At 37.3% G+C, this 23,214-nt stretch carries 20 protein-coding genes; 19 read left to right on the plus strand and 1 reads right to left on the minus strand.

Translation table 11 applies throughout. The features are described 5' to 3' along the window. Positions 1–27: 27 nt before the first annotated feature. The 12 genes from ACYQ3L_RS19140 (at position 28) to ACYQ3L_RS19195 (ending at position 14,403) form a co-directional block, all read left to right on the plus strand. Positions 28–1,767, plus strand: a complete 1,740-nt coding sequence (locus ACYQ3L_RS19140; protein WP_379993713.1) for a RagB/SusD family nutrient uptake outer membrane protein — start codon at positions 28–30, stop codon at positions 1,765–1,767. 17 nt (positions 1,768–1,784) lie between these two features. Further along, entirely contained in the window at positions 1,785–3,284 is a 1,500-nt protein-coding gene (locus tag ACYQ3L_RS19145; RefSeq protein ID WP_379993714.1) for a calcineurin-like phosphoesterase C-terminal domain-containing protein, read from the plus strand. A 407-nt stretch (positions 3,285–3,691) separates the two neighbouring features. Further along, a complete protein-coding gene (locus ACYQ3L_RS19150) occupies positions 3,692–5,215 on the plus strand; it encodes a lipopolysaccharide biosynthesis protein (protein WP_379993715.1) in 1,524 nt (507 codons plus the stop codon). Beyond that, complete coding sequence (locus tag ACYQ3L_RS19155; RefSeq protein WP_379993716.1) at positions 5,196–5,831, plus strand: CatB-related O-acetyltransferase; 636 nt, start codon at positions 5,196–5,198, stop codon at positions 5,829–5,831. The genes ACYQ3L_RS19150 and ACYQ3L_RS19155 overlap by 20 nt, the downstream gene beginning before the upstream one ends. A 60-nt stretch (positions 5,832–5,891) precedes the next feature. Then, entirely contained in the window at positions 5,892–7,013 is a 1,122-nt protein-coding gene (locus ACYQ3L_RS19160) for a polysaccharide pyruvyl transferase family protein (protein WP_379993718.1), read from the plus strand. Beyond that, on the plus strand, positions 6,985–8,136 hold the full coding sequence (locus ACYQ3L_RS19165) for a glycosyltransferase (RefSeq protein WP_379993719.1): 1,152 nt from the start codon (positions 6,985–6,987) through the stop codon (positions 8,134–8,136). Before ACYQ3L_RS19160 ends, ACYQ3L_RS19165 begins: the two co-directional genes overlap by 29 nt. 214 nt (positions 8,137–8,350) lie before the next feature. Next, positions 8,351–8,722, plus strand: coding sequence for a hypothetical protein (locus tag ACYQ3L_RS19170; protein WP_379993721.1), 372 nt, complete (start codon positions 8,351–8,353; stop codon positions 8,720–8,722). After that, positions 8,677–9,270, plus strand: a complete 594-nt coding sequence (locus tag ACYQ3L_RS19175; protein WP_379993722.1) for an AraC family transcriptional regulator — start codon at positions 8,677–8,679, stop codon at positions 9,268–9,270. The genes ACYQ3L_RS19170 and ACYQ3L_RS19175 overlap by 46 nt, the downstream gene beginning before the upstream one ends. Before the next feature lie 610 nt (positions 9,271–9,880). Continuing rightward, the gene (locus tag ACYQ3L_RS19180) at positions 9,881–10,396 is read left to right on the plus strand and encodes a UpxY family transcription antiterminator (RefSeq protein ID WP_379993723.1); all 516 of its coding nucleotides are present in this window, start codon (positions 9,881–9,883) and stop codon (positions 10,394–10,396) included. A 25-nt stretch (positions 10,397–10,421) separates the two neighbouring features. After that, complete coding sequence (locus tag ACYQ3L_RS19185; RefSeq protein WP_379993724.1) at positions 10,422–12,362, plus strand: SDR family NAD(P)-dependent oxidoreductase; 1,941 nt, start codon at positions 10,422–10,424, stop codon at positions 12,360–12,362. Positions 12,363–12,400: 38 nt separating this feature from the next. Continuing rightward, positions 12,401–13,522 carry a glycosyltransferase gene (locus ACYQ3L_RS19190; RefSeq protein WP_379993725.1) on the plus strand — a complete coding sequence of 374 codons (1,122 nt, stop codon included), beginning with the start codon at positions 12,401–12,403 and terminating at the stop codon, positions 13,520–13,522. After that, entirely contained in the window at positions 13,483–14,403 is a 921-nt protein-coding gene (locus tag ACYQ3L_RS19195; RefSeq protein ID WP_379993726.1) for a glycosyltransferase family 2 protein, read from the plus strand. The genes ACYQ3L_RS19190 and ACYQ3L_RS19195 overlap by 40 nt, the downstream gene beginning before the upstream one ends. Positions 14,404–14,495: 92 nt before the next feature. On the opposite strand, the gene ACYQ3L_RS19200 is transcribed toward ACYQ3L_RS19195, so the two are convergent. Continuing rightward, positions 14,496–15,320, minus strand: coding sequence for an IS982 family transposase (locus tag ACYQ3L_RS19200; RefSeq protein WP_459952367.1), 825 nt, complete (start codon positions 15,318–15,320; stop codon positions 14,496–14,498). A gap of 79 nt (positions 15,321–15,399) precedes the next feature. Between ACYQ3L_RS19200 and ACYQ3L_RS19205 the strand changes: the two genes are divergently transcribed. From ACYQ3L_RS19205 to ACYQ3L_RS19235, 7 genes are read left to right on the plus strand one after another with little or no spacing between them, the layout of a single operon-like run. Continuing rightward, positions 15,400–16,461, plus strand: coding sequence for an EpsG family protein (locus ACYQ3L_RS19205; RefSeq protein ID WP_379995549.1), 1,062 nt, complete (start codon positions 15,400–15,402; stop codon positions 16,459–16,461). Beyond that, positions 16,461–17,558, plus strand: a complete 1,098-nt coding sequence (locus ACYQ3L_RS19210; protein ID WP_379995546.1) for a glycosyltransferase family 4 protein — start codon at positions 16,461–16,463, stop codon at positions 17,556–17,558. The genes ACYQ3L_RS19205 and ACYQ3L_RS19210 overlap by 1 nt, the downstream gene beginning before the upstream one ends. Continuing rightward, the gene (locus ACYQ3L_RS19215) at positions 17,548–18,177 is read left to right on the plus strand and encodes a sugar transferase (protein ID WP_379995544.1); all 630 of its coding nucleotides are present in this window, start codon (positions 17,548–17,550) and stop codon (positions 18,175–18,177) included. Before ACYQ3L_RS19210 ends, ACYQ3L_RS19215 begins: the two co-directional genes overlap by 11 nt. A 17-nt stretch (positions 18,178–18,194) precedes the next feature. Further along, on the plus strand, positions 18,195–18,821 hold the full coding sequence (locus tag ACYQ3L_RS19220) for an acetyltransferase (protein ID WP_379995541.1): 627 nt from the start codon (positions 18,195–18,197) through the stop codon (positions 18,819–18,821). 1 nt (position 18,822) lies between these two features. Beyond that, entirely contained in the window at positions 18,823–19,977 is a 1,155-nt protein-coding gene (locus tag ACYQ3L_RS19225) for a DegT/DnrJ/EryC1/StrS family aminotransferase (RefSeq protein ID WP_379995539.1), read from the plus strand. A gap of 30 nt (positions 19,978–20,007) precedes the next feature. After that, entirely contained in the window at positions 20,008–20,739 is a 732-nt protein-coding gene (locus ACYQ3L_RS19230) for a polysaccharide biosynthesis/export family protein (protein WP_379995536.1), read from the plus strand. Between the two features lie 47 nt (positions 20,740–20,786). Further along, a complete protein-coding gene (locus ACYQ3L_RS19235) occupies positions 20,787–23,171 on the plus strand; it encodes a GumC family protein (RefSeq protein ID WP_379995534.1) in 2,385 nt (794 codons plus the stop codon). Positions 23,172–23,214: the final 43 nt, after the last annotated feature.

The following is a 23,214-nucleotide window of genomic DNA, read 5'->3' on the forward strand; positions in this document are numbered from 1 at the left end:
ATTCTATAAAACGAAAACTGATAGATTATGAAATTAAAAAAATTATATATCCCAATTCTTGGAATATCCTCTTTACTTTTTTCCGCATGCCACGATTTGGATTTGCAACCACTATCTCAGGCATCGAGTGAAACATGGTTTACAGACGGGCCACAGGTAGAGATGGCTTTAAATACTCTTTATCTGCATCAGTTCTGGCCTATGTTTAAATGCGACTGGGGTGAAACAGCCATCATGTCTTTAGACGAAGCATCGGATGACTGGATGAATCGTACAACTTTGGTTCCGCTTACTAATGGGACATTAAACGGGGACAATTCCACTTTCTTAAAAAACACGTGGAGTTATTCGTATAAAGCAGTCAGTAGGGCAAATACTATTCTTGAGAATATTGAGAGGTCAAAAGCAAATGTATCGGCGGAACACTATGAAAGGTATATTGCAGATGCCCGTTTTGTACGGGCGTGTATGTACTCCCGCCTGATAAGCCGTTTTGGGAATGTTGTGTATTATTCACAAAATATGGAACTGGAAGATGCTTATCATGCAGGAAAAACAGATAAAGACGAAATACTGAAATACATTTACCAAGACTTTGACTATGCCGCAGAAAGGCTTCCGGTTGAATATGCTTCTTCCGAAGTCAAAAGAGCTACTAAAGGGGCTGCATATGCGATGAAAGCGCGCGTTGCGTTGTTCTTTCAAGATTATGAAACTGCAAAAACTGCGACAAAGAAGTGTATAGACCTAAACTATTACAGCCTTTATTCCGATTTCGGCGAATTGTTCAAAAGTAAAACGAAAAATTCAAAGGAAACAGTCTTTGGCATACCCCGCGATATTGCCTACAATTCGGCTATTCCGGCAAATGGAGTGAAACCGTACCTCAGCCGCAATGTAACATCACCTTCGGCCACGGCACAACCTTCCTGGGACTTATTCTGCTCTTTTTTATGCACCGATGGCAAAACGATTGACGAATCTCCATTATATAATCCAAACGAGCCTTTCAAAAACAGGGATCCCCGATGCAGCTATACAATCGTAGAGTTCGATTCTAACTATTTCGGTTATAATTATACCGTACATCCGGATTCGGCTCAATGCTGGAATTATAATCTAGCACAGTTTGTACCCAACAAAGATTCCAAAGCGGGAGACCAGTATGCCTCTTACAATGGACTGATGCTGCGCAAAGGTATAGATGAAGACTGGGGCGACGACTTCTTTGCCAATAATGATAAACTGATAATGAGATATGCCGATGTATTATTGATGTATGCCGAAGCCAAAATAGAGCTGGGTGATATAGACCAATCCGTTCTGGACGCTATGAATATGGTTCGAGCCCGGGCATACAAAGTGGCTTACACTTCGAATAATTATCCGAAAATAACAGAAACGGATAAAAGCAAGCTGCGCCGGATTTTAAGGATAGAAAGACGGATGGAATTTGCATTCGAAGCCCTTCGTTACGATGACATTATCCGCTGGAAGATTGCAGAAACTGTAATGAACAGGCCCAATTACGGGCTTCCTACGTCTGTTACCGACTGTAAGAAACTCGTTACTTCGCAACTCTGGTTTTTTGGAGGAATTCCGGAGATAGATGAAAATGGTTGTCCGGATTTCTCCAAGATGAATAACATATCGAAATACAGGGTGTTGAGTAAGCGTGTTTTCGATGCACAAAAGAACTATTTATGGCCTATTCCGGCATCGGAAATACTAATTAATCCCGCTTTGGGGAATAATCCGAACTATTAATGTAAACAAGTATGCAAATGGAGACATATAATAAATTCAGGTTCTTAATAATTCTTATCGCATTGTTTATTACATCGTGTGATAAGTCAGAAGCTCAGATAGATTCTCAGGACGGTAAGGGAAATAATCCGGGTATTACAAACGAAGGTTATGTACGTAGCGCTCAAACGGGTGTTGCCAATGTTGTGGTAACAGATGGAACTAATTTTGCAGTGACAGATAAAGACGGTAAATATATATTGCCATATAACACTTCGGCATCGCTTATATACCTGTCCTCGCCGGCAGGATATACAGTCCCTGTAGAAAACAGTGTCCCTAAGTTTTGGATAAATATAAGGAATGTAGCGGATAGGAAAGCGATCAACTTTGAGCTTATAAAGTCCCCGGCATCAGACCAGAATCATTATTTTATCGCAGTCGGAGATCCTCAGGTAAGAAATACCAAAGAGCTTAATCTGTTGAAACCCATTTTATCCGAAATGGCAAATAATATAGATAAGAATAAACTAAACCCTGTCCATTTGATGGTAGTAGGAGATATTGTGTTCGACACGCCCAATATGCATGATGAAAGTAAGATGTATTTTTCAGTCCTAAAGCAGCCCGTATATTACGCGATCGGCAATCATGACCATCTGAAAACGACTACGACTTCTATTCTGAACGACCGTACTTCAGATTCAACTTATATCCGGCACTATGGCCCTACTTACTATTCTTTTAACAAAGGACAAGTCCACTATATTGCACTGGACAATATTCTTTTTGAAGGAGGCCCCGATACGAAATACAGCGTTGGCTTTACACAAGAACAACTCGATTGGGTGAAAAAAGACCTTTCTTACGTATCAAAAGATAAAGCTTTGGTAGTCATGTTCCATGCGCCCTCAATGTCCAGATTTCAGGAATCTTACGGCAATAGTGCCGATTTGCATAAGCTACTGGCCGGATATGCCAATGTCCATTTGCTGAGCGGACATACACATTATAATTCGGTAATGGATAATGGCGCCGGAATTATAGAACATATGGTAGGTGCTGCATGCGGTGGCTTCTGGGAAGGTCCGGTATGTCTGGACGGAACGAATCTTGGATACAAAGTTTTTAAAGTGAACGGAACTGAGATACAATGGGAATACAGGGATTACTTAAATCCGGATGATCAATTTTCAGTTTTCAAACCGGGTGAAGCAAGGCCTGATCTGGCTCCGGCATCGAATGAATTGCTTGTCAATGTATGGGACTGGGATACAAACTGGAAAGTCAGCTACTCCGAAGACAATGGAAAGACATACAAAGTGATGCCCCGCTACAATGAACAAAACCGCGTCTATGATCCATTATCTCTCACATACTTTGGCATAAAAGGGGATAATACTGTTCCCGGCAGGACCTGGATCGGGGCAAGCAAAACAGACCACATTTTTACAATGATTCCATCTGAAGGTGTATCAAAGGTAATTATCAAGGCAGAAAGCCGGTTCAAGACTTATATCAAAGAGGTTGTGTTGTAAAAAACAACCTATATCAGAATATTTCTGATTTAATGTGATTATAAAATAAGGATAGTAAATTTGTATACTATCCTTATTTTACTTATTTGGTTCTTTTTTATTTTTTACTGTATTTCTCCATACTTTTTACCTTGGTCTATTGCATATTAATAACTGTTTTCTTCATCCTCTGACATGATTTACCCTGAATTAGTTATTCGTTTTAACAAAATATCCATATATTTGCAAAACAATTTTAATATTAACGAAAATATAAAGCCCAATACTTAACTTCATTTTTGTTGTTTTTATATCTTTTTTCATATCATATAATTGCCCGATCTAAAGTGATTGAGTTCTTTATCAAAAAATGTACTTCAATATTATTGAATACAAAAGTACATCAGTTAATAATTTAGAATATAGATATGTTTAATACAGATACAAATCAAATCAAATACGGAGTTCTATTGTCTTATACCAATATATTCATCTCTGTTATATTGGGACTAGTACTAACCCCTTTCATTATCAGACACCTGGGTGATTCTGAATACGGGTTATATACTCTAACAGGTTCTTTTGTCTCATACCTATGCCTGATGGATTTTGGACTTAATAATACTATCATCAGATATGTGGCAAAATACAGGTCGATAAATGATAAAAAAGGAGAGGAGCATTTTTTGTCAACGATAATATCCACTTATCTTATCATTGCAGTCGGCATTGTTCTGGCAGGATTCCTACTCTATTTCAATATGGACGGAATGTTTTCAAAATCACTTACACCAACTGAATTACATAAAAGCAAGATTATGGTTGCACTTTTGATACTTAATCTCGCCATAACAATTCCCGGAGGCTCTTTCATCGCCATATGCAATGGTTATGAACGTTTTGTTTTTACACGGGGAGTAAATATCATCAAAGGCATTTTCCGAAGTGTCTTGATTGTCGGGATACTGTATCTGGGAGGAGATTGCATATCACTGGTTATTATCGATACTATTGTAAATCTCATCTTTATAGCAGTGGCTTACATGTATGTAAGCAGATCCATAGCTATAAAATTTGCATTTACTAAATTTAATAAAGTTTTATTGAAGGATATCTTAAATTACTCTTTCTGGATATTCATCCTTGCCATAACGCAGCAGTTTCAATGGCAATCGGGACAGATAATACTGGGAATGAATGCCAATACAATAGCTGTAGGTGTATATGGGGTTGGTATTATGTTGGGAACATACTATGGAACATTTGCCAATGCAATTAACAATCTGCTGTTGCCTAAAGCCACAGCAATGGTGGTACATAAGACCAATCGTGATATTTTTCAGACAATGGTCCAGATTGCCAGTATCAATAGCTATATCCTATTTTTTATCTTAAGTATATTTTTCCTCTTTGGCCGGGAATTTATTTATCTCTGGGTAGGGAACATTTATAGTCAGGCCTGGTATATAGCCCTGATAATTATGCTTGTAAACACGATCCCTCTATTGCAAGGTTTCGGCAATTCGGTACTCGAAGCCAAAGGTAAAATCAGGGCAAAAGCCATATGGGCTTTATCGATTATACTGTTGGTAATTGTCTGCGGCTATTTTTTATCATTCAGATATGGAATTATGGGTATGACCCTGTCAGTTGCTTCAGGATTATTTATCAATATGCTTTTTACCAATTGGTATTACTCCAAAGTATTTTCATTCAAGCCATTCAGCTTTATAAGGAAAGCTCTGCTGAAACCGGTTGTTTATATATCGGTATTAGTCTTTTTAGTAACAGTAATAAATACAGTCTACGCTAAAGAAGTTTCATGGCCTGTATTCCTTCTCAAGATCTCATTATACCTTTTCGCATATTTCATCATCGTTTATCTGTTCCTGATGGATAAACAAGAAAGAACATATTTAAAGAAGATACGAAATGAACAGCATATTATTTAACTTACGCCTTCTATTATGGAAAATATTAGGTGTAGATTACCAAACCTTATTAAAGAAGACAGACTATACTTTGTTGGAAGATGATAAATATACAACGATAGGTCACCGCACTATAAATAATAGCGCAAAGATATGGCGCTGGACGACTGCCGGAGTTTGGGTCGGGAAATATTCGAGTCTTGCCAATGATGTAAAACTAATAGTCGACGAAGGCTATCATACCATAATGCAAGTTACCAGTTTTCCTCTGATACCCAGCTTGTACAGGCATGGGTTGATAACAGAGCAGGAAAGAGGCCGCCTATTAGAAAACAGGAAACAAAGGACAGGTATAAAAATAGGTAACGATGTTTGGATTGGCATGGGGGTATATATATTGCCCGGGGTGACCATTGGAAACGGGGTGACTATAGCGGCAAATGCCGTAGTAACAAGGAACATTCCCGATTATGCAGTGGCGGGAGGGGTACCAGCCCGGGTCATTTCCATGAAACATAACAAAGCCATGATTGACAGGCTAAATCAAATAAAATGGTGGGACTGGGAGGATACCACTATAAAAGAACGGGTAGAAGACTTTTTTGATATAGAGCTTTTTATAAATAAATACGGCTAAGATTCCAAAGAAAATAATATATCGGAGGAAAAGACCTGAGGACTTTTTAAACACCTGCGAATGAGAATAAAAACAATAACCTGCCACGAAGTTTATAACTACGGCGCGACCTTGCAAGAATACGCATTATTGCACTATTTGCAAACTCTTGGATATGAATCACAAGCGATTCATTATAAACCTGATTATTTGAGTAATCATTTTGATTTAAAGATGATATCGAATCCCAGATTCCAAAAGTTTCCCTTAAAGTATTTTTATTTATTGGCAAAGTTTCCCGAAAGGATAACTTCTCTAAGAAAAAAGAAGTCATTTGATAAATTCACTGCCCGCTATTTAAATGTAGATACCGTTATTTACAAATCAAATAATGAGTTGAGAATGAGCCCTCCACAAGCTGATGTTTACATCTGTGGCAGCGACCAGATATGGAATCCACTTTTCCCAAATGGAAAAGATGCTGCTTTTTACCTTGATTTTGCTCCGGAGGATAAGACCAGGCTATCGTACGCTGCGAGTTTTGCAGTTGATAAAATAGCAGATGAGATAAAGTCTTTTGTGTACGAAAAAGTTAAGAAGCTGGATGCAGTATCTGTAAGAGAGAGGTCAGGCGTATCTATACTAAAAGAGTTAGGAATAAGTGCCACGCAGGTATTAGACCCCGTATTCCTGCTTCCGGGAACATTCTGGATCAAAACATTTGTTACTTATATTCCAGATAAATATGTTCTCGTGTATGATTTCGACTCTAATGAAATGATTGAAAAGTTAGTGAAGAAAATTGCGCGGACAAACAATTATAAGATATTCACAGTAAACCGGAATATCTCCTATGCCGATAAGAATTTATGGTATTGCGCCCCGGACATGTTTCTTTCACTGGTCTGTCATGCCCAGTATATCCTGACAAACTCTTTCCATGCGCTCGCTTTTTCTTTGATATTCGGGAAACAGGTCTGTGTAGTTAACCGGAACGAAGAAATAAATACGCGGATGAGAGATTTATTGGATTTAGTCGGGTTAAAACATTGCTTAGTAAAAAATGAAACCGACTTCGATCTCAGTACCACTATAGATTATAAAATTGTAAATTCTATTATTGAAAAACATATAGAAAAATCCAAATCGTTTTTAAAAGACAATTTACCATCTGATGAAAAAGCAAATATTGTTTGTCATTGAATCTTTACATTGCGGGGGAGCGGAAAAGAGCCTTGTAACGCTTTTAAACAATCTGGATTATACCCATTTAGATATATCTGTATTATTGTTTTGTAGAGGTGGACTATTTGAGAAGCTTATTCCTGAAGAAGTCAAGGTACTTACCAGGGAATTTCCTGTAGCTGGCAATAAAATAAAATATATTGGGGGAAGAATTAAATTCTGGATTTTAAAGAAAATGAGTTACAGAAAGAATATGCACGCTTCTCAATTGTTTTGGAAAAGCTTCGGTAAATATATTCCCGTTTTGGAAAAAGAGTTTCATATAGCTATTGCTTATAATCAGGGATTCTCCACTTATTTTGTTTCAGAATTAGTGGTATCGGATAAGAAATATGCCTGGATTAATACAGATTATATAAAGGCAGGTTATAATCCGTCATTTGATTATAAATTTTACAAATCATTCGATAAGGTTATTGCGGTATCCCCTGAGAGCTGTAATTCTTTCACCGTTTCAATGGCTCGTATCGGTGTCGGAATAAATACAAAGGTTATAAAGGATATCGTAGACAAAGACCTCATATTATCTATGAGCCAGGAACCGCTTGCGCAGCCTTTCAGCGATACCTGTATAAATCTGGTAACAGTAGCTCGCCTGACAAAACCCAAAGGCTTGGATCTGGCCCTTCAGAGTTGCCGCAAACTGATAGATAAAGGTTACAAAGTGCATTGGTATATTATAGGCGAAGGTATGGAACGTAAAAATATTGAATATGGGATTGAAAAGCTAGGGATTGCCGATGCCGTGACTTTAACAGGATTTACAGACAATCCATATCCTTATATTAAGGCCGCAGATATTTATATACAAACTTCGCTTTTCGAAGGACTCGGTTTGTCTTTAATAGAAGCTTCACTCTTAAATAAACCGATAGTAACAACAAATTTCGATACCGCCTGTTCAATCATCGAACATGGTAACACAGGACTGATTTGTAAAATAGATACAGATGATATAGTAAAGCATATAGAATTATATATTAACGATAAAAAGCTAAGGCGAACTGTAGCCTCCAATCTGAGAGATCAAGATACAAAGGATAAAGAGATATCATTAGATGCTTTTTATTCCCTTCTATAAGTATATCAACAAAGCAACTACCAAAACACATATGGACTATTCTTTACAATCATTTACAGAAAATCTGCTTCACATGATGCGCGGGGCATTTATGATGATGTGTATTATGATGTGTATGAATTTATACCCGAAAAGAACGAAAAGTTCAATACTGAATTCTCTCTTCTGGTTATTTGCTATAATACCTGTACCGATAGCATTAACGTTCGGATTTATGATTGAAGAACTACAAGAAAATGAAACATTCATCGTATTCAAAAAATTGGTTGACTTGTGCCTTGTCCCGCTAGCCGGGTCCTTTCTTCTGAAAATCATTAGGCCAAGCTACATGGATACTAAAAAAAGTTTTTTACTACAGGCTCCCACTATTCTTTTTGTAATAATATTTGTCATCACCCAGCATAAGATAATACTTATACTTTCCTTTACCTATACAACGATAATTGCTGCTATCATTTTCTTTCTTATTGTTTTTATTTCCGACCGTTACAACCGTAATCTGAGAAATAACCTGTCGAATATTGACACCAATACTATAGAATGGATACGGGTAGTCGTATATATATATTTGCAGTATGGTATCTGATGTGGGCTCTCCTGCTGAAAGAAAATGATAGCTGGCTATATCCGGTCTATTATCTGTTTCTCATCATTATTTGGACTTTTATATACAAATTTTCAATAAAACACGTTTCGGTATTCCATGAAGAGGAATTATTCATACCCGTTCAGGAAGAGAAAACAAAGGCATTACCGTTCAATGACAAGTTTATACATAATTTGGAAGTATATATGGAACAGGAACGCCCATGGCTAAATACTTCTCTATCTTTACAAGACCTGTCCTTAGCATTGAACACCAATCGTACCTATCTGTCAGAGTATTTTCATAAAACATTAGGCATTACTTTTTATGATTATATAAATAGCTTTCGCCTGAAACATGCTTGCAAAATACTATTATCAGATCCCGATCTATCAATTTTACAGGTAGGTGAGAAATCCGGATTTAATTCGATTTCTACTTTTCAGCGAGCCTTTGGGAAGCATATCGGATGCACACCGGCTATTTACCGCCGGCAAAATCTATCAATAAAAACTCGCAAAGCTGAAAAAAATGAAAAACATCCATAACCTGTAAATTTGACTTGTTATCTGTAAATTTGACTTGTTATTTGTAAAATCGACCCGTTATTTGTAAAATTGACTCATCCCCTATTAGTTTTATTTAATATTTTTGGCTTCATAAATGCTATATAATTAAATGAAAAAGAAAAACAATTTCTTAACTGAAAGCCGCAGATTCGGTTAAAATCAAATTCGTTTTTTGACAAACTATTTATACAGTTGTTGCTTAATATTTTTTGAAAAAATAGAAAACGTTAAAACAAAAGTTATCAATAAAATGGATATTAATATATATATGTTAATTATCTCGTTTTATTTTTTTCAAAAAGATGAATGGTATCAATACGACTAAATGTCCCATTGTATTTATTGGTACTAATTCATGGATTTCATACAATTTAAATTAATCTCCTGAGAGGATATTTATGTATCCTTCAATAGCGAAGCTTTTGCCCATTTCCAGAAACAATTAATGTATATTACCCTGTTCGTCTTTAATTAAACATTAGGAACAGAGCCGCACAATGATTTAAACAAAGCTATAAAAAGAGATTCCGGTAGCATCTTTCCGAATGTTAATAACGAACCTCTTATCTTATATTTAATAATTCCTTAAATGTCATATTACAAATCTAACGTCTGGTTTGCCGCCCGGGTAAGGCGCAATCAGGAAAGGACAGTAAAAGAAAAGTTGGAACACCTTGGTATAGAGAATTATGTTCCGTTTCAAAAGGAAATTCGTATACGAAAAGATCGAAAAGCTGAGGTCTGGACGCCTGTCATACCCAATATAGTCTTTATACATACAGATTTCAATACAGGCATGTCAATCGCTAATGAATATGGAATTAAAATCTCATTCATAAAAGCAATAGACGGTAAAGGCTTGCTTATAGTTCCACAAAAGCAAATAGACGATTTCAAATTAATATGTGAAAGTGGTGTAAAATATACTTTAGTAGAGACTTTCGAAAAAGGGGACCATGTGTTAATCAATAATGGATGCCTGAAAGGGCTTTCCGGAGAATTGTTAAGTATGAATGAAAACAATAGCAAAATGCTTGTAAGGATTGACGGAATTGCCACATTTAAACTAATAATTCCAGCAAAAATGTTAAATAGGCTAAATTAAATCACTTCACCAGTCTCATTTGAAGATGCTATCACTAAAAAAAATATTCTTTTCTATCAACATAAATTATAAAAATAAATTACGCAGTATACAATATCTCAACCGGAGTATTGTTTTTGTCATCGATTTATTTTTATCATCTTTCGGTACACTATGTGCTTTACAGCTTGTCTGGTTTATACTGGGGAAAAACGGGATAATGACCTATTGGGAGTTTATGATGGCTTTGACTGCCATCATTTCCATTATATTATTCTTTTTATTCAGAGTCTATAAAACAAGTATAAGATTTTCGAGGCTTAGGGAACTGAACCGTATATTCTTTTTATTGATTGTCAAATGCTCGCTGCTTTCATTAATTGTCATAAAACAAGAATTCTTAAGTGTAAAATATAGTCTTATCTGCTGTATATTAGATTTATTTATCTCCTCATTCTTTATGATCTCTTTCCGGGTATTTATAGTCAGTATATATTACTCTATAGTAAATTGGGATGACAAACAAGTCAATAATGTCCTCATATATGGAGATAACAAAAATGTTCCTCTTCTGGCTTCTCTGATAAATAACAATGATGAGGTTCCGTATAAGGTAGTCGGGATACTAAGCCGGATACACCGGAGAAAAGGATTTCAGGTCGCAGGATTCCAAGTCTATACATGGGACGGAGATTTAGATAAACTATTACTTTCCGTTAAACGGAAAATAACCCATATTGTGTTTACCAATAATGCAGACTTCAATCATGAATCCGATAAACTCGTATACAGTTGCATGGAACACAATATACAAATGCTGATGAGTGGCAAAATACAATTAATGAATAAGCAAAACCTGCTCCAGCAAATAAAAAACATAGAGATAGAAGATCTTTTACAACGGGATGAAATAACTATAGATGTAAAAGCCGTTTCCAGTGAAGTAAGTGAAAAAGTTGTATTGGTAACGGGCGCGGCAGGCTCTATCGGATGCGAGATTTCGATACAACTGGCAGGTTTCGGCGTGAAGGAATTAATTCTTTTGGATATAGCCGAAACGCCTTTACATAATTTAGAACTTGAAATGCTGAAGAAATTTCCAAAACAGAGTATAACATTTATACTCTGTGATGTCCGTTCAGATACAAGAATCAAAGATATATTCAAGCAACATAAACCCAACCTTGTATTTCACGCAGCAGCATATAAGCATGTTCCTGTAATAGAAGAGCATCCTTGCGAAGGGGTTCTCACCAATATCGGGGGAACCATAAACATTGCACGCCATTCGCAATTCAATAATGTGGAGAAATTTATAATGATATCCACTGACAAGGCGGTGAATCCCACTAGTATAATGGGGGCTACTAAACGCATAGCAGAGTTGTGCATACAAGGGATGAACAATATGTTCTATACCCAGTTTATCACTGTCCGTTTTGGTAATGTACTGGGGAGTAATGGTTCGGTCATTCCCCTGTTCAGGCAGCAAATAGCATATGGAGGACCCGTGACGGTCACTCATCCCGATATGATACGTTATTTTATGACAATCCCCGAAGCTTGCCGGTTGGTATTGCAGGCAGCAACGATGGGCCGGGGCGGAGAAATTTTCGTTTTCGATATGGGGGAGCAAGTCAAAATTGACAACCTTGCCCGCAAAATGATATTACTTTCGGGACTTATCCCGGACGAAGATATAAAAATAGAATATACAGGCCTGCGTCCGGGGGAGAAACTGTATGAAGAATTATTGACCGATGACGAATCAACCCAAATTACTAAAAATCAAAAGATACGGATAGCTAAGGCTGATAGAATAGACGAAAAGGAGCTAAAAATAAAAATAATAAAACTGATGAAGTACGCAAAAAGAACGGAGAAAGTTGATACTGTGCGTATGATGAAACTCATCGTCCCGGAATTTAAGAGTAGTAATTCGAAATTTGAGGCTTTTGACAAAGAAGAACTTGTCATGTACGAATAAATAGCGTTATAATCAAGAAAACTTAAAATTCGCGGGCAATGGAAGATAAGCCAATCAGGGTATTAATGCTTTTCACTATTCTCAACAGAGGGGGAGCCGAAACTATGGTGATCAATTACCTTCGAAGAATAGACCGTTCTAAGGTAATATTCGATTTTATTGTGCATCGTTCCGAAAAAGGAGCATATGACGATGAAGTAGAAAAAATGGGATGCAGGATATACAGATTTCCTCCTCTGAAATTATTACGTATACCATCATATAAAAGGTATATATCGGATTTCTTCGATTTGCACCGCGAATATAAAATAATACACGGACATTGTTCCGAATTAGGATATTATATATATAAAGAAGCTCATAGACGAGGCCTTCCTTTTATTGCAGCACACGCACATAACGAACCTCACGGCTTAGATATAAAGACTCCTGTAAGGAATATACTAAAATGGAGAATGCGCCCTTACCTCACTCATTATTTTACATGCAGCCAGGGTTCTGCTAAATGGCTGTTTGGAAAACCGTTAATGGAGAAGGCCATATTATTTCCTAATGCGATAGATACCTGCCGCTTCGTATTTAATCCTGTAAAAAGAAAAGAGATACGGGTCAGCTATGGATGGGAAGGCAAATTAGTCATAGGTAATATATCGAGATTCTCTTATCAAAAAAATCACCTCTTTCTGTTGGATATATTTTCCATAGTGGCCCGCTGCGAGTCTTCAGCATTACTCGTGCTTGTCGGAAGTGGAGGCGAATTACAAAAGAGGGTAAAAGAAAAAGTATTACAACTCGGATTAAAGAATAAAGTAAAGATAATGGGAAGCCGGGCCGATATTCCCGATCTGTTACAAGGAATGGATCTATTCTTATTCCCTTCCCTTTTTGAAGGGTTAAGCGTCGCTCAATTAGAAGCACAGGCTTCGGGGTTGAAGATAATAAACTCAACATCCGTATCAGAAGAAGGTACAATAATACCTGAACTCGTAGAATCTTTATCGCTAAAGCTTACCGCCGGCCAATGGGCAGAAAGAGTATTGCAAAGCATAACAGGCTATGAACGCAAAAACCGAATGCAAGAAATTACAGATGCAGGATTCGATATAAATAGAAATGCAGAATGGCTTCAAGACCTATATATAAGAGAAAGCCGATATTAACGGTATTTACCCCTACCTATAACCGTGCCCATACTCTGGAATTATGTTATAGGAGTTTATTGCGTCAGACATCTTCAGACTTTAAATGGCTAATAATCGACGATGGTTCTACCGATTCAACAGCCGTTTTAGTCAGAAGCTGGATGGCGGAAGATAAAATTACCATTGAATATCATTATCAGGAAAACCAAGGAATGCATGGAGCTCATAATACAGCTTACCGGCTGATAAATACCGAATTAAACACATGTATAGACTCGGATGACTACCTGGCTGATAACACGGTAGAACTGATCATTGATAAATGGCTAAAAGACGGCTCCGACAAATACGCAGGAATAATAGGACTGAATGCAAAATATAACGGGGACATAATCGGCACTGGGTTTTCGGTTCAGAGAACCACACTTACCGGTTTTTATATGCGGGGAGGCCGTGGAGATAAAAAACTCGTATATCGCACATCTGTAATAAAAAGTATACCGGAATATCCGGTCTTTAAAGACGAAAAATATGTAGGATTAGCCTATAAATACGAACTTATCGATTTGAAATATGAATTATTGACAATGAATAAGACCCTGTGCTATGTTGATTATCAGACAGATGGATCTTCCATGAATATGTATCGTCAATATTTCCGTAATCCGCGTGGATTCGCTTTTATCCGGAAAGAATCGATGATACACCACCCTTCACGTATACGAAGATTCATCGAGGTTATACATTATGTAAGTTCGAGCATTATTTGTAAAAACACGCAATTTATAAAAGAATCGCCCAAAAAGATAACAACGGTTTTGGCTCTTCCTTTCGGATTTGTATTGTATATCTATCTTTTATATCAATATAAACACTGCCGGCTGATAACTCCAAAATAAGTACGATACTTTTTACGTGCAATATATATGTTAGATTCTATCCCAATACAATTATATACTGATCTTTTCAACTACTTAATTTAAGTTGCTATTTATAGATTGTAAATTTTATCAAAAGTATATCCCCAAATGAAAGCAATAAGTTTAATCAAGAACCCCTTTTGAGTGACGGCATGAATTTTCTTAGGCAAATACTTGGTAATATCACTAAAAGCTGTTTCAATCCGCTTTCTGTGAATAGATATCAGATATTCCATACACGGATTATGCGGCTTTGTGGAATTACTTTTCCTGGCAGCTTTCAGATAAATATTATTATCGGCCAGCATGTCTTCAAGCAAATAATCAGTGTAAGCGGAATCAGCCAGAAGTTGACTTCCATCAGGCAGGTTGACCGGCAATTGTTTTATACCGTCAATATCATGGATTCCGCCTGCTGTAAAGGTAAATTCTACGGGAATACCATCCGAAGTAACTATCATATGAACTTTAAAACCATAAAAATAAACACGTTTGGAAGCACATTTACCTCGGTATTGTTCCCCTTTGACAATCCTGGATCTACTTATGCGTATATTATGGCAGACCTCTACAGGAAAGCTATCGATGCTATAAGTTGTCTCAAGGCTCATACCCTTTATTGCCTGGCCTGTATAGAAAAAGAGTTGGCTAAGAAATTCTCCTATATTGTGCAACCTGCGGTTGAAGCGGCTTTTGCCAAGCATACGAGGCATCAATCCGGTAGAACGGACAAAACAGATGGATTTCTCTATATTGCCTGCAAAATACTGGGCGGCAATCAGAACTACCGTAATGATTTCCGCATCACTGGTCTTACGGCTCTCAGGCTCTTTGTGGTTCATCGATTTCAATATATCATCAAAAAATACGTATATTGCAATGGTTTTTGTAACCATGGTCAGTCCTTTTTTGTGTGTTAGCACCGCAAAGTTAAGGGATTGACCTTTTTTATTGGATAATTCTATAAATAGCAACTTGAATTACTTAGTATTTGCTTTAATTATTATTGCTGTATTGGAAAGCTTCTCGGGCAAATTATTCAATCCGGAGATACGGGGTGTAAATAATATTATAGGAATTATAATTGTTATCGTGGTGATTATATATATGGGCTTACGCCCTGTATCATCTGTCTTCGGAGATACGCAGGCCTATGCAATTTCATTTCACAGGCTACAGTTGAGTGACAGTCAGTTCCACATACTAAATGATGGCGAATGGGTGTTCAACACCATAATGTTTTGGTTTGCCAAGAACGGCAATATCCATACTTTCTTTTTGTTTTGTTCTACTGTTTATGTGGGCACGCTTTGGTGGGCTTTGGTACGTATATTCAAAGAAGATTACCTGATACCGTTTATAGTGGCAATAGGGATGTTTACTTTTTGGAGTTATGGTGTTAATGGTGTTCGAAACGGGATGGCTGCATCAATTATAATTCTGGCATTTACTTTCAGGCAAAACCCTGTTTGGTTGGTAATATTATGTTTTTTGGGAGCAGGAATCCACAATTCCATGTATCTTACGCTGGCAGCTGGCGGAGTAGCATTTTTTGCAAAGGATTCAAAAATATATTTATCCATTTGGTTGGCATGCATTCTCATATCTCTGATATCAGGAAATTTGTTTGCTGATATGATAGCAGGTAGCAACCTCATTGAAGATGACCGTTTTGCAAGCTATATAGCAGGCGATAATACCCAAAGTGTATTCAGCAATAAAGGATTCAGATGGGATTTTCTGTTATACAGCTCAATTCCGGTCGCAGCAGGTTATTACTTTATATTCAAAGAAAAATATACCGATATATTTTACATCTGGTTATTTAACATTTACCTGATGACCAATGCTTTTTGGATCATTATTATCAGAGCGAGTTTTTCTAACCGTTTTGCACAAATATCATGGTTTCTAATGCCTCTGATATTGATCTATCCGTTCTTTATGAAAAAGTTCTGGAATGATCAATCCGTCAAAATCGGATATATTGTGATTATTTCCTATTCATATACGTTTTATCTGACATTTATTAAATAATGAAAAAACTAATGCGTATAGCCGCAGCGCCTATCTCTCTTGATGTATTGTTGCGCGGACAGCTTAAATTTTTCAATAATTATTACGAAGTTATAGCTGTAGCATCACCCAATGAAATAATACATAGGAAAATATCGGAACGTGAAGGTGTGCGTACTGTTGAACTTAAGATAGAACGCAAGATATCTTTGTTGGAAGACTTAAAGTCATTAATTAAATTATATTTTCTTTTCCGGAGAGAAAAGCCGGATATAGTACATTCGTTAACTCCTAAAGCCGGATTGTTATCCATGGTGGCGGCGAAAGCCGCAAATGTACCGGTCCGGATACATACTTTCACCGGACTCATTTTTCCCTGGAGAAAAAGAGCCGTAAGTATGTTACTGAAAACAATGGATAGGTTGACTTGTATGGCTGCGACAAATGTCATACCAGAAGGCCAGGGTATAAGGAAAGAACTGATAACGCATTCAATAACAAACAAGCTATCGGCGGTATTGGCAAATGGTAATATAAATGGAGTGGATCTCGAGTATTTTAAGCCTGTGCCTTCCACTTTTGAAAGGTCTTTTACACGCTTTATTTTTGTAGGGCGGGTGGTCCGCGATAAAGGAATAGAAGAATTGAAAGAGGCCTTCGAGCGGCTAAACAATGCTGAGTTGATTATTGTCGGCCCTTTCGAACAAAACCTTAATCCATTAAATGAAGACTGTTATAAATGGGTCAGAGAAGGAAAAGGAGTAACAAGTGTCGGATTTAAAGAAGATATACGTCCATATCTCGCAGATGCAGATGTATTGGTATTACCATCGCACCGGGAAGGTTTCCCCAATACGCCTTTACAGGCCGGAGCAATGGGTCTTCCTACCATAGCGACAGATATATGCGGATGTAATGAAATTATTATAAACGGAATAACCGGATTATTAGTTGAACCCCGTAATGCAGATCATCTATACGAAGCGATGAAATTGCTATCAGAAAATCTGGTTTTAAGAAAAGAAATGGGCCTAAAAGCCAGGGTGCACATTGCTGAAAAATTTTCACATTGGAATGTCTGGGACGCATTATTACATTTTTACCAGAATGTATCGTAGGTTTTTTAAACGTTTTTTCGATATCATAGGGGCTGTCACTGGTCTTATATTAATATTCCCGGTATTATTTATCACAGGAGTGGTATTAGCTATAGTCAATCACGGATCTCCTTTTTTTGTTCAGCAACGGCCTGGCCGGAAAGGAAAGATATTTAAAATAATCAAGTTCAAAACGATGAATGATAAACGGGATGAAAATGGGAATTTATTACCTGATATGGAAAGGATACATCAGGCCGGAAGATTTATCAGGTCGACTTCTATAGATGAATTACCTCAAATAATAAACGTCTTACGTGGCGACATGAGCTTTATCGGTCCGCGTCCATTATTGAAAGAATATCTCCCGTTATACACATCAGAGCAAGGCAGCCGGCACAAAGTGAGGCCGGGAATAACCGGATGGGCACAGGTTAAGGGACGCAATACCATTTCGTGGAGACAAAAATTTGAATATGATATATGGTATGTAAATAATATAAACTTAAAAACCGACATCAAAGTCGGATGGATGACCATAAAAAAAATAGTAGCACGTGATGGGATAAATGCAGAAGAGAATATCACCATGATACCGTTTGACGTATTCTATCACAAAACAAAGTCGAAATTGCAATAAAGAACCAATAATTCAATATGAAAAACTTAATTGTTTTCGGAGCAGGAGATCTGGGGAAACATATCGTTTACAATAAACATATGTTTGATAATAAATACAATATACTTGGTTTTATGGATGAAGACATCAACAAGGTTGGATCTCAACTTTGCGGAATACCTGTATTCGGTACAGACTATTTGCAATCAAATAAAAGAAATAATCTACATATGATTATTGCGATAAGTTCCCCTAAAGCAAAGGAAGAAATTTTAAAGAAAATGATGTCTTATGATATCACTTTCCCCAATTTTATTTCCCGTGATGCATGGATATCTAAAAAGGTGAAAACAGGACGTGGAATATTGATATATCCAAATAGTACTGTCGATTTCGAAACTGAAATAGAGGATTTTGTAACCATTAACGCCGGATGTTCTGTCGGACATAATGTAACAATAGGCCGTTTTTCTACATTAGCACCCGGAGTCAACCTTGCCGGACACACAAAAATCGGAGAGAAAGCCGATCTGGGTATTGGATGCTGTACTATACAAAAAATCAAAATTGGCAACAGGAGTATAATAGGTGGTCAGGCAATGCTGATACAAGATGTTGAACCCGGACAAACAGTTGCCGGAGTACCTGCAAAAACAATTAAATAATATGGAACTGAAAAAAATATGGTTGTCCCTTGCCCAAATGGGAGGACAAGAGCAGCAATATATCCATGATGCCTTTGATAAGAATTGGATAGCTCCCCTCGGGCCCAATGTTACCGGATTCGAGCAAGACCTAAAGGACTATCTGGGTGAAAATTGCCATGTAACAGCCCTTAGCGCCGGAACAGCAGCATTACATCTGGCTATGGTGCAATTGGGTGTCGGATTAGGTGATGAAGTTATATGCCAATCATTTACATTTTCGGCTTCAGCCAATCCCATCATATATCAGAATGCAACACCTATATTTGTAGACAGCGAACCCGAAACATGGAATATATCTCCCACGCTGCTGGAAAAAGCTATCATTGACCGAAAGATAAAAACAGGGAAATACCCCAAAGCTATTATTATCGTAGACCTCTATGGTATGCCTGCAAAAATGGATGAAATCACCACCATCTCCTCAACATATAATATACCGCTGATAGAGGATGCCGCTGAGGCATTAGGATCTGAATACAAGGGCCGAAAATGTGGCACATTTGGCGAATATGGCGTACTGTCGTTCAACGGGAACAAGATTATAACTACTTCTGGGGGCGGGGCATTGGTCTGTAAAAGCCGCGAACGAGCGCAACAAACTATTTTTCTTGCCACTCAGGCAAAAGAAAACAAGCCCTATTATCATCATAAGGAAATAGGCTATAATTACAGGTTAAGTAATATTTGTGCAGGTATAGGCCGGGGACAGATGAAGGTATTGCCCGGACATTTATTGCGAAGGCGTGAAATTCATTCTCTCTATTCGGAATTATTAGCAGATGTAAAAGGGATATCTGTCATGCAATGCAACAGGAGAACATATAATTCGAACTATTGGCTAACCTGCATCACCGTCAACAGCGAGCTATTGAATATAACAGCCGATAATATACGCTTGCACCTTGATTCTGTAAATATAGAATCGCGGCTGCTATGGAAACCATTGCATACTCAACCCGTATTTGAGTCTTATCCTGCATATACAGACGGTACTTCTGAGGGACTTTTCCAGATCGGGCTTTGCCTGCCCTCCGGCCCGTCACTAACAAATGAGGATATAGAAAGAGTGGTGGCAGAATTGAAGAAACGCATACAAAATCACAAATGTCAATAATCTCAATTTTTAATACTTAAGAAATATATTATGGGAATAGCCTCAAAATTACTTATTGGGACATGTATCGCAGTGATATCGTGTTCGTGCGCTTCATCGAAGAGAGTAGCTTACTTTCAGGATATAGACAAGAAGCATGATCTCACTGCTTATGAAAATTACGAACCCCAAATAAAGAAAGACGATTTGCTTAATATCGTTGTATCGGGTCCGGATAAAGATGTTATTTCACCATATAATAGTGATAGAAAGTCTTATCTGGTGGATATAAACGGTTTCATCAATATTCCTGTATTAGGGAAGATGCGGGTTGAGGGACTCACTTTGCGTGAACTGTCAAATGAACTTACCGCTCAAATATCCAAAGATATAAAGAATCCTATTGTGAACGTATCATTTATGAACTATAAAGTAACAGTATTAGGAGAAGTACGTACACCAGGCACATTCACCATGGAAAGCGAAAAGACAACTATTTTACAAGCCTTGGGCATGGCCGGAGATCTTACTCTCGGGGCCAAACGAAACGATATACTGTTGATCCGGGAAATAAATGGTAAATATGAACACATAAAAATCGACCTTCGCAAGACTGATATTCTTTCTTCTCCATATTATTACCTATGTCAAAACGATGTTATCTATGTAACTCCTTCATCCTCGAGGGCATTCTCAGGTTCCAGTCAATCTTCCTTTTTGCCTGTAGTTACATCCTCTTTAGGTTTAATAGTATCATTGGTGGCATTAATAATGAGTAATTGATTAAATATTACGGTTTAAACTATTAATAAAAATATTCTGAGACAAGCATGATTGATAGAGAATTCTTGAAGGACAAAGGGCAACTAACGAAAATCGACTTTCGAAAAATACGCATCATTATATGGAATATGAAGTATATATTATTATTGTCGGTAATAGTGTGCCTGGCAGGAGCTTATGTCTATCTCAGTTATACTGCACCGATCTATAAAAAGAATATTACGGTTGTGCTCAAAAACCAACAAAACCAATATTCAGATAATTATCAATTGATTTCAAATGCTTTAGGTGTTGAAAATAAGACAAGTTATGAAAATCAAACATTCATTCTGAGATCTGTGAAATTGATGAGCCGGGTTGTTGAAGCGGGAGAGTTTAATGTAAGATATTTCAATATCGGTCATTTTGTTGACACAGAGAAATATACCAGTTCTCCGATAAAATTCTTATTTAGTCCGGCAGAGGGACAGGAAATTGCCAATATCAATATGGAAATATCTTTCCCGGGGGATAAAGAAATACAGATAGACACCCTGCTAGTCAATAATACTCCTGCGCTCTTATCTGTAAAAACAGTTGAATTAGGACAAATAATCAATACTTCTATAGGTGATATGAAATTTATGGCAAAGAACGAAACTGATCTATCCGGACAAAAAGGAAAGATGCGTATTACACATTCCGGTATAGAAAAAACTGCCCGAGAGTTGGTTTCGTCTCTTGAGATTATATCCTCCATACAACAACCGGATGCTTTAATCATCTCATTAAAAGAAAAACATCCGAAGCGGGCAGAAGATATATTGAATATATTGATTGATGAATATAATATCCTGACTAAGGAAAATGACAGCCAAAGTATCCTAAGTACAATATCATTCCTTGATGAACGGATTATCGGATTGGAAGAAGAACTGAAGGAAGTCGAAGGATCATATACAGATTATAAGGCTGCCAACGGATTGCTCGATCTTAATTCGCAATCCCAGATAGCAGTAACCTCCAGCCAAAGTTATAAAGACCGGTTAAATGAGCTCTCTTTACAATTTAGTTTACTAAAAAGTATCAAAGAATCTTTTCAGGGCGATACTTACCAACTCATCCCAGTTAATATAGGTATTATAGATGCTACATTAAACTCGTCAATTTCGCAATATAACCAGCTTGTTATCGACCGGAACAGAATGTTGGCCGGGTCCAGCGAGAATAATCCTAAGGTTCAATCTACAAGCGATTTATTAGCTGCATTGAAAGGGAACATCATACAATCAATTGATAACCTGGAAGACAGTCATGAACTTCGGCTGCAATCTATAGCTCAACAACAAAACCAGAATCAACGCAAATTAGTAACGATGCCGTCAAAACAGTTGGCCCTGACACGTATGTCGCATTTACAGCAGGTAAAGGAGCCGCTTTATATTCTTTTGCAACAAAAGAGGGAAGAAGCATTACTGATGCTGTCATCATTATCTGATGAAGCTTATGTTGTAGATAAGGCCTTCGGTCCAAACGACCCGGTCTTCCCCAGAGGAAAGGATATTTACATACTTGCCTTCGTTCTGGCACTTGTTATTCCTATATTAATAGTATTTGTAATGAATCTCCTACGGGATAAGATCCTTTTCGAAAAAGATATTATCGACCGTACCGACATTCCTTTATTAGGAGTGGTACCCTCGGCTTTAAAAAACAAGAAGTCGCCAATGAAAGCCCAGATAGTGACCGATGCCGGCCGAGACCCTCTTACTGAAAGTTTTCGAATGTTACGGTCTAAATTAGAAAATATTGGAATTAATAAGAGAAAACAAGGAGGGCTAATTTTGCAGATTTCCTCATCCGGTCCATGGGAAGGTAAGAGCTTTATTTCTATCAATATGGCTTTGTCTTTGGCATATTTAGGAAAAAAGGTATTACTCATAGGGGCTGATCTTCATAAGCCCGCGCTTAGCAAATATCTGAACATAGACAGTAATAAGGCAGGCCTGTCTACATACCTGGCAGGAATGGAAAAAGATATACATAATAGTATAATTCAACATGAAGACGCCGAAAACTTAGATATTATTCCGGCCGGTCCGATACCGTTAAAACCCAGCGAACTACTTTCTCTGCCTTTGTTTGGCGAAACATTAGATAAATTGAGGGATGAATATGATTATATAATAATTGATTCGGCTCCATTCCTGGCAGTATCCAGCGGGTTTATTATCAGTAAATATGTCGATTGCACGCTGTATATTTTAAGATATGGCTACACCAGATTCTCCATCATCGATACTCTGAATAATATAATCCGGGAAGGCAGTCTTAATTCAGTCATGCTTATGCTAAATGCCGTGAATTTCAAGAAAAAGTCGATTTATGGAATGGGTGGATTAGGGGAAGGTTATAGTTATGGATATGGATACATCAATTATGGGAAAAAGTAAGAGCCGGAAAGTTGCTATTTTTTATCTGAAAAACTTATTTCGA

It is taken from the genome of Dysgonomonas termitidis (genome assembly GCF_054657735.1).